This is a genomic window from Mycolicibacterium parafortuitum, from assembly GCF_002086815.1.
GTDB lineage: Bacteria > Actinomycetota > Actinomycetes > Mycobacteriales > Mycobacteriaceae > Mycobacterium > Mycobacterium parafortuitum.
The window spans coordinates 48,938-60,997 of sequence record NZ_MVID01000028.1 but is presented as its reverse complement, the minus strand read 5'-3'; the positions used below and the strand labels follow the sequence as shown (position 1 = coordinate 60,997).

Below are 12,060 nucleotides of genomic sequence, written 5' to 3'. Positions count from 1 at the left end.
TCGTTGTGGCACAGGCGGTCAGGTCCACCCGTGGCTCGGCGGGCGACCCGCCGCCACCGGCAATCGCGCGTCGCCGAGAACCCGAGATGGTGCGGATTAGCAACTCGGACCCACGGCGCGCTACACTCGGGCTTCGGGGTTTTCCCAGTTAAGCGCGCTGTCCGTAGGCTCTGATCGAGCGAACGGAGAGCGCGCGATCTGTGTGGGCCCTGCAGGGATCCCCTGAAGGGGCGTAGCTCAACTGGCAGAGCAGCGGTCTCCAAAACCGCAGGTTGCAGGTTCAAGTCCTGTCGCCCCTGCGCAACTGAATACTCGACAGAGTGGACACATTCCGGTTCTGGATACTGGAGAGTGGATCACTAAGGACGAACAGACGGGAAGCATGCGGTGAGCGACGAGCGCGACGGTGTCAGCTCCGCGGACACCGACAGCGGCACGGAGACCGGCGATGGCGACACCGGCGGTCAGACCGCGGTGGTGACGCGGCCCCTGCGACCCACCGGCAAGCGGTCACGACGTGCCGTCGATGCCGAGGCAGGCGCCGACGAGAAGCCGGAGACCGAGAGCTCGGGATCGAAGGACGACGACGGCCGCGGGCCCAAGGCCAAGAAGAAGACGGCCAAGAAGCCCAAGGACGGCCCGTCCCGCAACCCGATCACCTACATCGTCAACTACCTCAAGGAAGTTGTCGGTGAGCTCAAGAAGGTCATCTGGCCGAACCGCAAGCAGATGATCAGCTACACGACCGTGGTGCTGTTCTTCCTGATTTTCATGGTGGCGCTGATCGGCGGGGTGGACCTCGGCCTTGCGAGGCTTGTGACCTGGGTCTTCGCCTGATCCCCGAGCGGGACGCCAGGAAAGAAACTGAGAGAGGACTGACACGTGACTAGCTTCGACGGCGATGCGCCCACGGGCGACACCGTCGACACCATTGACGACACCAACGCCGAGGCCGGTTCCGACGCTGTGCGCAGCGACGAGGACGCCGCGCCCGCCGAGGTCACCGATGTCATCGAAGGTGCCGACGCCGGCGAGAGTGCCGACCAGGACGCCGCCGCAGAGGCCGCTCCCGAAGAGGACGCTCCCGAAGAGGACGAGGATCCCGCGGTTGCGCTGAAGAAGGAACTGCGCCTCAAGCCCGGCGACTGGTACGTGATCCACTCGTATGCCGGTTACGAGAACAAGGTGAAGGCCAACCTCGAGACCCGCGTGCAGAACCTCGACGTCGGCGACTACATCTTCCAGGTCGAGGTGCCGACCGAAGAGGTCACCGAGATCAAGAACGGCCAGCGCAAGCAGGTCAACCGCAAGGTGCTGCCGGGTTACATCCTGGTGCGCATGGAGCTCAACGACGAATCGTGGGGCGCCGTGCGCAACACCCCCGGTGTGACCGGATTCGTCGGCGCGACGTCGCGTCCGTCCCCGCTGTCGCTGGACGACGTCGTCAAGTTCCTGCTGCCGCCCGCCGCGGCGAAGAAGCCGGGCAAGGCCGCCGCCTCGTCTGCGGCGTCTGCGGCCTCGGAGGCCGGTGGCATCGACCGCCCCGTCATCGAGGTCGACTTCGAGGTCGGCGAGTCGGTCACCGTCATGGACGGCCCGTTCGCGACGCTGCCCGCGTCCATCAGCGAGGTCAACGCCGAGCAGCAGAAGCTCAAGGTGCTGGTGTCGATCTTCGGACGTGAGACGCCGGTCGAACTGACCTTCAACCAGGTCGCCAAGATTTAACCGGGCACCCGCCCGGCGAGAGAAAAGAAGGAAAGCACAGCCATGCCCCCGAAGAAGAAGGTCGTCGGGCTGATCAAGCTGCAGATCCAGGCCGGGCAGGCCAACCCCGCCCCGCCGGTCGGTCCCGCGCTCGGCCAGCACGGCGTGAACATCATGGAGTTCTGCAAGGCGTACAACGCCGCGACCGAGTCGCAGCGCGGCAACGTCATCCCCGTGGAGATCACCGTCTACGAGGACCGCAGCTTCACGTTCGCCCTGAAGACCCCGCCCGCCGCCAAGCTGCTGCTCAAGGCAGCCGGTGTGCAGAAGGGTTCCGGCGAGCCGCACAAGACGAAGGTCGCGAAGGTCACCTGGGATCAGGTCCGCGAGATCGCCGAGACCAAGAAGTCCGATCTGAACGCCAACGACATCGACGCCGCGGCGAAGATCATCGCGGGCACCGCCCGCTCCATGGGCATCACCGTCGAGTAGAAGTACGAAGCGTGGGAGGGCCAGCTACGGCCCGCCGACCACAACTCTGAACTGGAGACATCAATGAGCAAGAACAGCAAGGCCTACCGCGAAGCCGCCGAGAAGGTGGACCGCAGCAAGCTCTACACGCCGCTGGAGGCCGCGAAGCTGGCCAAGGAGACGTCGTCGAAGAAGCAGGACGCCACCGTCGAGGTCGCGATCCGGTTGGGCGTCGACCCGCGTAAGGCCGACCAGATGGTGCGCGGCACCGTGAACCTGCCGCACGGCACCGGTAAGACCGCCCGCGTGGCCGTCTTCGCCGTCGGCGAGAAGGCCGAGCAGGCCCTCGCCGCGGGCGCCGACGTGGTCGGCAGCGACGACCTGATCGAGAAGATCCAGGGCGGCTTCCTCGACTTCGACGCCGCGATCGCCACCCCGGACCAGATGGCCAAGGTCGGCCGCATCGCCCGCATCCTCGGCCCGCGTGGCCTGATGCCGAACCCGAAGACCGGCACCGTGACCCCCGACGTCACCAAGGCCGTCAACGACATCAAGGGCGGCAAGATCAACTTCCGCGTCGACAAGCAGGCCAACCTGCACTTCGTGATCGGCAAGGCGTCGTTCGACGAGAAGGCGCTCGCCGAGAACTACGGTGCCGCGCTCGACGAGATCCTGCGCGCCAAGCCGTCCTCGTCGAAGGGCCGCTACCTGAAGAAGGTCGTCGTCTCGACCACCACGGGCCCGGGCATCCCGGTGGACCCGGCCGTGACCCGCAACTTCGCGGAGGAGCCGGCCTAGCCCGAAGCACGCTACGAGAAAACCCCGCCCACCCGGGCGGGGTTTTCTTGTCTGACAAGCACTTTGCGGATCTGGGGATTTTGAGAGTGCCCCTCGGTCGCCGCCTCCGACCCGCCTGGAACACCGTCCCCCACGAGCGGTGGACCCGGCGCGCTGGTCAGAGGTCTCCGGTATCCCCCTGGTGAACCGTGATGCGGCGGCCGAAGAGCACCCTCGGGCTGAACGTAACACCGATCAGGCTGCGCCAGAGGCGAATCGCGTCAACCACATCGCGCGGCGACCGCCGCCGCGGCACATGTGCGAAAAGCCGCAGCCGAGCGCCGATCGGAGGCGATACTGACTGTGGAGGCATCACCGAAGAGCCGCGGCCTTCGGGCCGACATGGAGAATCCCCCGCATTCAGGCGTGCGGGGGATTCTTCGTTTCAGCTGGGTCAGGCGGAGACGGCCGGCTTCAGGTAGGTGACCAGGCTGACGTCGATGGCCTCGTCGATGAAGTAGTACTGGCAGCCCTTGAGGTAGCGCATGTAGCGCTCGTAGTTCTCCTCGTCGGTCGCCGCGATCGCCGCATCCTTGCTGGCTTCGAGCCGGTCGGCCCAGATACCGAGCGTCTTGATGTAGTGGTTGCGCAGCGAGACCGCTTCCGGCACCACGAAGCCGGCCTTCTCACCGTGCTCGACCATCATTCCGGTGGTGGGCAGTCGGCCGCCGGGGAAGATCTCGGTGATCATGAACTTGATGAAGCGGGCCAGCTCGAACGTCAGCTTCTTGCCGCGCTCGGCGAGGTCGTACGGGTGGTACCCGACGCTGCTCTGGATGGTCATCCGGCCGTCCTCGGGCAGCACGTCGAAACACATCTTGAAGAAGTCGTCGTAGCGCTCGAACCCGAAATGCTCGAACGCCTCGATCGACACGATGCGGTCGACGGGGGATCCGAACTGCTCCCAGCCCTCCAACCGGACATCGAACGTGCGCTCGGTGTCGAGCTTGCCGAGCAGCTGATCGCAGTACGCCTTCTGGTTCTTCGACAGCGTGAGGCCGATGACGTTGACGTCGTACTTCTCCATCGCACGCTGCAGCGTCAGACCCCAGCCGCAACCGACCTCCAGCAGCGTCATCCCGGGCTTGAGGTCCAGTTTGTCGAGGTGCTGGTCGACGTTGGCGACCTGCGCCTCCGACAGCGTGACGTTCGGGCCGGTGAAGTACGCGCAGCTGTACTTGCGGGTCGGATCCTGGAAGACGCCGAAGAAATCGTCAGACAGGTCGTAGTGGGCCTGGATGTCCTCGAAATGAGGAGTCAGGTCCTTCGTGCCGGCGGAGTTGTCAGACATGTTTCCTCTGCTTCGCGCTTTTGGGTCAATACGCCATCGTTGTCAAGACGAACGAGACGTTACCTAAGACACGGTTCGGCCTTCTGCAAACACGCGTCTCGAAGGCCTCAGCGTAGCGTTCGGCGACCTGCCCGATCCAATCCTGCCGATCGGTCACTTCGCCAGCGTGAACTGGTTGACGTCGATGTAGCCGACCCGGAATCCGGCGGCGCAGCCGGTCAGATAGTGCATGTACCGGTCGTACACCTGCTCGGACTGGATCCTGATCGCGTCGTCGCGGCGAGACTCCAGAGCCTGCGCCCAGCAGTCCAGGGTGCGCGCGTAGTGGGGCTGGAGCGACTGGGTGCGCGTCAACTCGAACCCCGGTATCGCGGCATGCTCGCCGACCAGTTCGATCGTCGGCAGATATCCGCCCGGGAAGATCTCGGTGAGGATGAATTTGACGAACCTGGCCACCGAGAACGTCAGCGGCATTCCCCGTTCCGCCATCTGCGGCACGGTGAGCGCGGTGATGGTGTGCAGCAGCATCACCCCGTCGTCGGGGAGCGCCCGATACGCCATGGCGAAGAAGTCGTCCCACCGGTCCCTGCCGAAATGCTCGAACGCCCCGATCGACACGATGCGGTCGACGGGCTCGTCGAACTGTTCCCAGCCGCGCAGCAGCACGCGCTTGTCCCGCGGGCTCGCCGATTCGGCGAAGACGCGCTCCACATGGGCTTTCTGGTTCTCGCTCAGTGTCAGGCCGATGACGTTGACGTCGTATTTCTCCTGCGCGCGCAACATCGTCGACCCCCACCCGCAGCCGACGTCGAGCAGGGTCATGCCCGGTTGCAGGCCGAGCTTGCCCAGCGCCAGGTCGACCTTGGCGAGCTGGGCCTGCTCAAGGGACATCTCGTCCTGCTCGAAGTAGGCGCAACTGTAGGTCTGGGACGGGTCGAGGAAGAGCCGGAAGAAGTCGTCCGACAGGTCGTAGTGCGCCTGGACGTCCTGGAAGTGGGGTTTGAGATCGCGTTTTTTCGTCGAGGCCATGGCGGCCTTCCCGTTGGGCACAGCCCGAAGAGGTTCTCCTGAAACGGCGGCGAAAAGTGCCCGACTCCGGCGATGCTACGTGGGTTTGTGACCCTGTGAATTGACGCCGGAGTAGGAGTTTTCCGGGTCAGGGGGCTTCGGCGAAGGTGGTCTTGAGCTCGCCGACGATGTCGTCCCACAGCGGCTCGGGCAGTTCGTGGCCCATACCGTCGAACAGCACCAGGCGCGCACCGGGAATGGCCCGGGCGATCGCGCGCCCTCCGGACGGCCGCATCAGCTTGTCGGCCTTGCCGTGCAGGACCACGGTCGGCGCGGTGATCTGGCGGTCGTACCGGCGCAGGCTGCCGGTGCCCAGGATCGCGGCGAAGTGCCTGCCGACCCCGGCCGGGTAATAACTACGGTCATAACCCTCGATCGCGTCGGCGCGCAGACGCTGCTCGTCGGCCGGGTAGCCGGGGCTGCCGATGATGCGGGCGACGCGCACCGCGTTGTCGATGATCGCCTCGCGCGACGAACCGTCGGGGCGCTGCAGGATCGCCGAGAGCTGGCGCAGCCCGGGCGGAGGCAGGGCCGCCTGGTTGTTGCTGGAGAAGATCACCCCGAGGGTCTTGGTGCGGGGATGGTGCCTGGCCGCGAAGACCTGCGCGATCATCCCGCCCATCGACGCGCCGACCACATGGGCGGTGTCGATGCCGAGATGGTCCAGCAGCGCCGCCGCATCCTCGGCCATGTCCTCGAGGGTGTACGGAGCCGGGCTGGGCAGTCCGACGAACGACCGCGCCATCCGGGGCAGCAGCGCAGCGCCCGCGTGCCTGCCGGCCAGCTTGGACGACAGCCCGACGTCGCGGTTGTCGAACCGGATCACGCGCAATCCCTGATCGACCAGCTTTTCGCAGAAAGCCGTGCGCCACAACAGCAACTGCGCGCCGAGACCCATGATCAACAGCACCGCCGGATCGTCGGGCTCGCCCATCTCCTCGTAGTGGATCTCCAGCTCACCGGAGCGCGCGGTGCCGTGGCGGATCTGCACTACGAATCCAGCTGCTCGGTACCGGTGCCATGTTCGCGCGACACTTCCACCATGAAGTTCGCGAAGTACCCGGTCAGGGACGGGTCGCTCATCATCTGCCAATTGGGCGCCAGCAACTTCATGTAGCGCTCGACGTAGAGGAACTGCTTGCCGATCAGCACCAGCTCGCGCGGCAGCTTCACGTCGTAGGCGTCGGCCAGCGCCGAGAGCTGCTTGCCGATCTCGGCATAGCTCAAGTCTCCCAACGACTTCAGCGTCAGCGGCGTCGCGAACTTCTCCAGATCCCTGGCCGCCTCGGCCTCGGGCCGCACGGTGCCGACGGCGCCCATCAGCACCACGATCTTGCCCGCGGCCGCGTGGTCCTTCTTCACCAGCAGCGCGTAGACGAGCTCACGCAGCAGCCACCGTGTGCGCGGGTCGATGCGGCCCATGATGCCGAAGTCGAAGAACACGATCTTGCCGTCGTCGTCGACGTACAGGTTGCCCGCGTGCAGGTCGCCGTGGAACAGGCCGTGCCGCAGACCGCCCTCGAACAGGCTGAACAGCAGCGCCTTGACCAGCTCGGTGCCGTCGAACCCCTTCTTGCGGATCGCGGCGACGTCGTCGATGCGCACGCCGGTCACCCGCTCCATCGTCAGCACGCGTTCACTGGTCAGGTCCCAGTACACCTGCGGCACCCGGATGTTGCGGCCCAGCGGCGACGCGTGCATGTGCGACACCCACGCGTCCATTGACTGGGCTTCGAGCCGGAAGTCGAGTTCCTCGGCGAGGTTGTCGGCGAAGTCGGCGACCACGTCCTGGGCGGACAGCCGCTGCCCGAGCTTGGCGAACTCGACCAGGCGCGCACCGCGCTTGAGGATCTGCAGGTCCGCGGCGACCCGGCGCCGGATGCCCGGGCGCTGGATCTTGACCACGACCTCCTCGCCCGAGTGCAGCGTCGCGTAGTGCACCTGTGCGATCGACGCCGACGCGAACGGTTTCTCGTCGAACGACTTGAACAGGTTCTGCGGTTCGTCGCCGAGGTCCTCGCGGAAGAGTTTGTGCACCGCATCGGTGTCGGCGGGCGGAACCCGGTCGAGCAGGCCGCGGAACTCGCGGCTCAGCGGTTCGCCGAACGCGCCGGGACTCGACGCGATGATCTGGCCGAACTTCACATAGGTGGGCCCGAGGTCGGCGAAGGTCTGGGGGATCTGCTTGACGATCTTCTGCTGCAGGGAGCCGCGCGTGCCGAGGGCTGCGGCGACGCGGGCGCCGGTGCGGGTGATCTGCCAGCCGGTCGCGCCGACGCGCGCTGCCTCGACCGGAAGGGGGACACGGTCCAACCTGGCAACCGCGCGGTGTGGTGTTCGCTGGTTTTTCTGGGTGGAACTCATGTAATGCAGTGTGTCAAAAGCCGAGGGCTGTGGGAAAAGCTGTGCACCGGGTCACAACACCGCTACCCGAACGCGTCTTCGAGCTCGGAGCGGCTGCGGACCGGATCGGTGCCCGGCCGGTGGGTCGGCAGGGTGTGCGGAGCCAGCGTGGGGTCGACGCCGCCCGCGACACGCTTGCGGGCCTCGACGAACTCCGGCAGGGGCCCGATCGCGGCGTGCCAGCCGTTGAGCACCGACCACACCGTCGCGCGCCGGGCGGTGCGTTCGACGATGTTCGGGTCGCGGTGCTGGATCAGGCCCTTCGCCCAGGGCGGCATGGTGTCGCGCACAGCCCAGTTCAGCGCGGCCAACGGCAGCGGCAGGTCGGGCCCGGTCGCCATCGCCGCGCCGTAGGTGACGGCGAGCTTCGGCAGATAGGACTTCAGGCAGTCCAGCGTGTCCTGTTTGGTGGCGGGCAGATCCGTGCCGCCCAGCGCGTGGCCGACCCTGACGAATTCGGCGTAGTAGCGGTCGAGCTTCTTCCCGCGCAGCGGCTGCGGGTGGTAGAGCTCGTGCGCGGTCGCGATGCCCCACACCACGGTGGCGTAGTTCCAGCGCAGCCACTCGGGGTCGTCGGCGTCGTAGCGCGCGCCGTCGGGCCGGGTGCCCTTGATGGTGTGGTGCATCGAGCGCACGGTCAGCGCGAGCTTCTCCGCGGTCGGGGTGGGTCCGTACGCGGTTCCGGTGAAGAACGCCACCGAATGGCCCAGCCGCGCCCAGAATCCCGCGGGGTCGATCTCGGGCATCGGCTTGTTCTTGGTGTCCTGTTTGACCAGCCGCGAGTGATGCACGCCCATCCAGTAGATGGACGGGTCGAGCCGTTCGATGAACGCGGCGCACTGCAGCCCGAACACCAGCGCAGGCATGTGGGAGTGCACGTGCCAGACGGCGCTGCCGGGACCGAACCACCCCGGGTCGCCGACCGGGTTCGCGAAATCCATGCCGCGGAAGAACTGCGTGCGTACCCGCGCGTCGAACTGCTTGTTGAGCTGGTCACCGAGGATCTGGTGCGGCAGAAGCATCGAAACCTCCAAGGAGTGGTTACGGCTGTAGCCAGAATAACTCCTTTGGCTACGGATGTGGCCAGAACATCTCCTGGACGACTTACGCTGTAGCGATGTCCGGTGCGGCGTCGAATCCGACCAGGTGGGCGGGTGTGCCGCTGACGGATCGCCGCGCCGAACGCCGCGCCCTGCTGGTCGACGCCGCGTACCGGCTGTTCGGGGACGGCGGCGAGTCCGCGGTGTCGGTGCGCTCGGTGTCCCGCGAGTGCGGGTTGAACACCCGCTACTTCTACGAGAGCTTCGACGGCACCGACGATCTCCTCGGCGCCGTCTACGACCGGGTGAGCGCCGAACTCGCCGCCGTCGTCGAGGAGGCGATGGCCGGCGCCGGAGACTCGCTGCGGGCGCGGACCCGGGCCGGAATGGCCGCGGTCCTGCACTACAGCTCCGCCGACCCCCGCCGGGGCCGGGTGCTGTTCACCGACGCCCGGTCCAATCCGGTGCTCACCGAACGGCGCGCCGCGACGCAGGACCTGCTGCGCGAGGCGGTGCTCACCGAGGGGTGGCGGCTACAGCCCGACACCGACCCGATCGCGGCGGCGACCGGCGCGGCGATGTACACCGGCGCGATGGCAGAACTGGCCCAGCAGTGGCTGGCCGGCCACCTCGGCGACGACCTCGACGCCGTCGTCGACCACGCGCTGAGGCTCGTCCTGCGCTGACGTCCCGCGTCAACCGGCCGCTGGGGTGAACGGGGTGAGCCATTCGGTGGCCGGCCACCCCTCCAGTCCCGCGAGAAGCTCGTAAAGCGTTGCCCCGTCGATGCTTTCGCGGATGACATCGCCCTGGCCGGCGTGCCGGGCGAGTTCTTCGATCAGGTGGAACAGCACCCATCGCACCGACCAGGCCGGCACATCCTGCGGGAACCACGGCACCCCCGGCGGTACCGGCACCGCCGCAGCCAGATCGACGGTCTCCACCAACCGGATCGTCTCGGCGTTCTGCCGCTCGAACGCGGCCAGGATGTCGGCCAGCGTCTCGTCGTCGCGCATCACGAACTGGTCGCCGTACTCCTGCGCCTGATCAGCCATCGGGCGTTTGTCCCGCTCACACAACTCGGGGGCGGCGGCGACACGCTCCATCCAGCCCTGCTGGCACTGGGTGACGTGCTTGATCAGACCGCCGATCGACAGCGCGCTGACCGACGGCGTCGAGCGCGCCTGCTCGTCGGTGAGCCCGTATGCGATCGCGTGGAACGCATACTGCTGCGCGGCCAGGTACTCCTTGAGTCCGGCACGTTCGTCGGCGATGGGTGGGGGCATGGCGGGCATGGTTCAGTTCTCCTTCTGGTGGATGTAAAGGTCACGGAGCAAAGCGATCTCGGCGCCGTGGTGGATCACTTCCCGATTGATGTGCAAGACCAGCACCGCCATCGGTTCGGCGGCGTACGGTCCCTCGGCAGGGCCGCACGGCCGCGCCAGTCCGGCATCGTTGAGGCCGCGCACACCGGTCGTCCACGCCGCGTAGGCAGCGTCGAGCTGGGTCAGGGCAGTCTCGGCGTCCAGCGCGTAATCCCAGCTCTCGTAGTCGGCGGGAGGTCCACCGAAATGCGAGTGGGTGCGCGCCGCGAGGACGCCGACGATCACGTGCGCGAGCCGCCACGCGATCGTGGTCACCGGCTCGGGTTGCGGTGGGGGATAGGCGAAGTCGACGGTGCCGTCGCGGTGCAGCGTCCAGCAGTTCGCGACGGGCTCCCAGAAGTACTCGTCATCGGTGAGCCCAGCCAGCCGCGGCCGCAACTGATGGGTCCAGTGCCAGTCGAGTTGATCGGTGAGGAGGGAGACGAGGTCGGTGCTCATGACTCCGACTCTCGCACCTCTTTAGGACAGTTTCTGTCCTAGAAGTGCGGCAGACTTCGGGTATGTCCGAAACGACAAGCCGAGTCCTGCAGCTTCTCGGCCTGCTGCAGTCCCGCCGGGTGTGGAGCGGTGAGGAACTCGCCGAGCGGCTCGGGGTCACGACCCGCAGCGTGCGCCGCGACGTCGACCGGCTGCGCGAGCTGGGCTATCCGGTGCACGCCAGCACCGGGCACGGCGGCGGCTACCAGCTCGGGGCGGGCGCCGCGCTGCCGCCGCTGCTGCTCGACCCCGACGAGGCCGTCGCGATGGCCGTCTGCCTGCGGGTCGCGGCCGGCGGCAGCGTCGCCGGCGTCGGGGAATCCGCATTGCGGGCGTTGAGCAAGCTCGATCAGGTGATGCCGGCGCGGCTTCGGTCTCAGGTCGCCGCGGTACACGACGCGACGGTGACCCTCGGGGCGGCCACCGCCACCCCGGTCGAACCCGAGGTCCTGATGACGCTGGCACGGGCGTGCCGCGACCACGAGCACGTCACCGCCGGCTACGTCGACATCCGTGGGACCGCGACCGAGCGCCGCCTCGAGCCCTACCAGCTGGTCACCACCGGCAGGCGCTGGTACCTGATGTGCTTCGACCGCGACCGCGACGACTGGCGCAGCCTGCGGCTGGACCGGATGTCGGAGGTGCGCGCGGTGGGCACGACGTTCGTGCCGCGCGACACCCCGGACGCCGCATCGTACGTCCGGCGCGCGATCACGTCGTCGCCGTATCCCTATGTGGCGAAGGTGCGGTACTTCGCGCCCCACGACGTCGTCGCGCAGACGTTCTCGGCCGCGTCGGCGGACATCGAACCGGACGGCCCCGACGCGTGCCTGGTCACCGTCGGTGCGGACGACCCGGAACGGATGATCCCGTGGCTGGCGATGCCGGGATGCGATTTCGAGGTGCTGGAACCGCCCGAGGTCGTCGACGCGGTGAAGGTGGTCGCCGACCGGATCGGGCGGGCGGTGCGTCCGTGAAGTGGGCGCCCGTGAGCGGGGATTACCCCCGGGTCACCAGTCGCCGATGGCCGGACCCGACGGGAAGCCCCCGCGGAACGGACGGGACTTGGTGCCCTGGACGGCCTTGACGCTGTCACGGATCTCGCCCTGGGCGTGCACGACGCCGGCATCGCCGAGGCGGGCCTCCGAGATACCGCGGGCCACGCCCATGTCGTTGATCCGGATGACCGAGTTCTGCGACGCCTGACGGCTGGTCACGTTGGGCGTGGGGGCCATGCGCTTGACGTCCGCGGTGGCCGTACCTGCGCCGACACTGATGAACGCGACGGCGCCGAACGCGCCGATGCTGGCGATTCCGAGCACCTTCGCAGAGCGTGCGAGGATGCGGGAGCGGGCGGTCATCAGATCTCCTTCGGCTGGGTTTC

14 protein-coding genes and 1 tRNA gene are annotated in these 12,060 nt (G+C 67.4%); 7 read left to right on the top strand and 8 right to left on the bottom strand.

Annotation, left to right across the window (positions count from 1 at the left end; all coding sequences use genetic code 11):
* Nucleotides 1-226 precede the first annotated feature (226 nt).
* From BST38_RS23900 to rplA, 5 genes are all read left to right on the top strand, one after another.
* Nucleotides 227-299, top strand: a tRNA-Trp gene (locus BST38_RS23900).
* 88 nt (nt 300-387) lie between these two features.
* Nucleotides 388-837 (top strand): preprotein translocase subunit SecE, encoded by a 450-nt coding sequence (secE, locus tag BST38_RS23895; protein WP_083145974.1) that lies wholly within the window; start codon nt 388-390, stop codon nt 835-837.
* A gap of 45 nt (nt 838-882) precedes the next feature.
* Nucleotides 883-1,725, top strand: a complete 843-nt coding sequence (gene nusG, locus BST38_RS23890) for a transcription termination/antitermination protein NusG (RefSeq protein ID WP_083145973.1) — start codon at nt 883-885, stop codon at nt 1,723-1,725.
* A 42-nt stretch (nt 1,726-1,767) separates the two neighbouring features.
* Complete coding sequence (gene rplK / locus BST38_RS23885; RefSeq protein WP_083145972.1) at nt 1,768-2,196, top strand: 50S ribosomal protein L11; 429 nt, start codon at nt 1,768-1,770, stop codon at nt 2,194-2,196.
* Nucleotides 2,197-2,259: 63 nt separating this feature from the next.
* The gene (gene rplA, locus BST38_RS23880) at nt 2,260-2,973 is read left to right on the top strand and encodes a 50S ribosomal protein L1 (RefSeq protein ID WP_083145971.1); all 714 of its coding nucleotides are present in this window, start codon (nt 2,260-2,262) and stop codon (nt 2,971-2,973) included.
* 433 nt (nt 2,974-3,406) lie between these two features.
* Here the strand turns inward: rplA and BST38_RS23875 are convergent, their stop codons facing one another.
* The 5 genes from BST38_RS23875 to BST38_RS23855 all read right to left on the bottom strand — a co-directional run bounded on the left by BST38_RS23875 (nt 3,407) and on the right by BST38_RS23855 (nt 8,796).
* Nucleotides 3,407-4,303: a cyclopropane mycolic acid synthase family methyltransferase gene (locus BST38_RS23875; protein ID WP_083145970.1), complete on the bottom strand. Its 897-nt coding sequence runs from the start codon at nt 4,301-4,303 to the stop codon at nt 3,407-3,409.
* A 153-nt stretch (nt 4,304-4,456) separates the two neighbouring features.
* Complete coding sequence (locus BST38_RS23870) at nt 4,457-5,332, bottom strand: cyclopropane mycolic acid synthase family methyltransferase (RefSeq protein WP_083145997.1); 876 nt, start codon at nt 5,330-5,332, stop codon at nt 4,457-4,459.
* Nucleotides 5,333-5,459: 127 nt separating this feature from the next.
* Nucleotides 5,460-6,362, bottom strand: a complete 903-nt coding sequence (locus BST38_RS23865) for an alpha/beta fold hydrolase (protein ID WP_083145969.1) — start codon at nt 6,360-6,362, stop codon at nt 5,460-5,462.
* Nucleotides 6,362-7,735 (bottom strand): ABC1 kinase family protein, encoded by a 1,374-nt coding sequence (locus BST38_RS23860; protein WP_083145968.1) that lies wholly within the window; start codon nt 7,733-7,735, stop codon nt 6,362-6,364. Before BST38_RS23860 ends, BST38_RS23865 begins: the two co-directional genes overlap by 1 nt.
* A gap of 62 nt (nt 7,736-7,797) precedes the next feature.
* The gene (locus BST38_RS23855; RefSeq protein ID WP_083145967.1) at nt 7,798-8,796 is read right to left on the bottom strand and encodes an oxygenase MpaB family protein; all 999 of its coding nucleotides are present in this window, start codon (nt 8,794-8,796) and stop codon (nt 7,798-7,800) included.
* Nucleotides 8,797-8,891: 95 nt separating this feature from the next.
* On the opposite strand from BST38_RS23855, the gene BST38_RS23850 reads away from it, so the two are divergent.
* On the top strand, nt 8,892-9,500 hold the full coding sequence (locus tag BST38_RS23850; RefSeq protein ID WP_083145966.1) for a TetR/AcrR family transcriptional regulator: 609 nt from the start codon (nt 8,892-8,894) through the stop codon (nt 9,498-9,500).
* A 9-nt stretch (nt 9,501-9,509) separates the two neighbouring features.
* On the opposite strand, the gene BST38_RS23845 is transcribed toward BST38_RS23850, so the two are convergent.
* Both BST38_RS23845 and BST38_RS23840 read right to left on the bottom strand, forming a co-directional pair.
* Complete coding sequence (locus BST38_RS23845; RefSeq protein WP_083145965.1) at nt 9,510-10,109, bottom strand: DinB family protein; 600 nt, start codon at nt 10,107-10,109, stop codon at nt 9,510-9,512.
* Nucleotides 10,110-10,112: 3 nt separating this feature from the next.
* The gene (locus BST38_RS23840; protein ID WP_083145964.1) at nt 10,113-10,637 is read right to left on the bottom strand and encodes a DinB family protein; all 525 of its coding nucleotides are present in this window, start codon (nt 10,635-10,637) and stop codon (nt 10,113-10,115) included.
* Between the two features lie 62 nt (nt 10,638-10,699).
* Between BST38_RS23840 and BST38_RS23835 the strand changes: the two genes are divergently transcribed.
* On the top strand, nt 10,700-11,653 hold the full coding sequence (locus tag BST38_RS23835) for a helix-turn-helix transcriptional regulator (protein WP_083145963.1): 954 nt from the start codon (nt 10,700-10,702) through the stop codon (nt 11,651-11,653).
* A gap of 33 nt (nt 11,654-11,686) precedes the next feature.
* Here BST38_RS23835 and BST38_RS23830 read toward each other — a convergent pair whose 3' ends face one another.
* Nucleotides 11,687-12,037, bottom strand: a complete 351-nt coding sequence (locus BST38_RS23830; protein WP_083145962.1) for a hypothetical protein — start codon at nt 12,035-12,037, stop codon at nt 11,687-11,689.
* Between the last annotated feature and the right edge of the window lie 23 nt (nt 12,038-12,060).

Excerpts from the sequence above, each read along its gene's own strand:
- rplK (WP_083145972.1), top strand. The coding sequence starts at position 1,768 with ATGCCCCCGAAGAAGAAGGTCGTCGGGCTGATCAAGCTGCAGATCCAG.
- rplA (WP_083145971.1), top strand. The coding sequence starts at position 2,260 with ATGAGCAAGAACAGCAAGGCCTACCGCGAAGCCGCCGAGAAGGTGGAC.
- BST38_RS23875 (WP_083145970.1), bottom strand. The coding sequence starts at position 4,303 with ATGTCTGACAACTCCGCCGGCACGAAGGACCTGACTCCTCATTTCGAG.
- BST38_RS23870 (WP_083145997.1), bottom strand. The coding sequence starts at position 5,332 with ATGGCCTCGACGAAAAAACGCGATCTCAAACCCCACTTCCAGGACGTC.
- BST38_RS23860 (WP_083145968.1), bottom strand. The coding sequence starts at position 7,735 with ATGAGTTCCACCCAGAAAAACCAGCGAACACCACACCGCGCGGTTGCC.
- BST38_RS23855 (WP_083145967.1), bottom strand. The coding sequence starts at position 8,796 with ATGCTTCTGCCGCACCAGATCCTCGGTGACCAGCTCAACAAGCAGTTC.
- BST38_RS23850 (WP_083145966.1), top strand. The coding sequence starts at position 8,892 with ATGTCCGGTGCGGCGTCGAATCCGACCAGGTGGGCGGGTGTGCCGCTG.
- BST38_RS23845 (WP_083145965.1), bottom strand. The coding sequence starts at position 10,109 with ATGCCCGCCATGCCCCCACCCATCGCCGACGAACGTGCCGGACTCAAG.
- BST38_RS23840 (WP_083145964.1), bottom strand. The coding sequence starts at position 10,637 with ATGAGCACCGACCTCGTCTCCCTCCTCACCGATCAACTCGACTGGCAC.
- BST38_RS23835 (WP_083145963.1), top strand. The coding sequence starts at position 10,700 with ATGTCCGAAACGACAAGCCGAGTCCTGCAGCTTCTCGGCCTGCTGCAG.
- BST38_RS23830 (WP_083145962.1), bottom strand. The coding sequence starts at position 12,037 with ATGACCGCCCGCTCCCGCATCCTCGCACGCTCTGCGAAGGTGCTCGGA.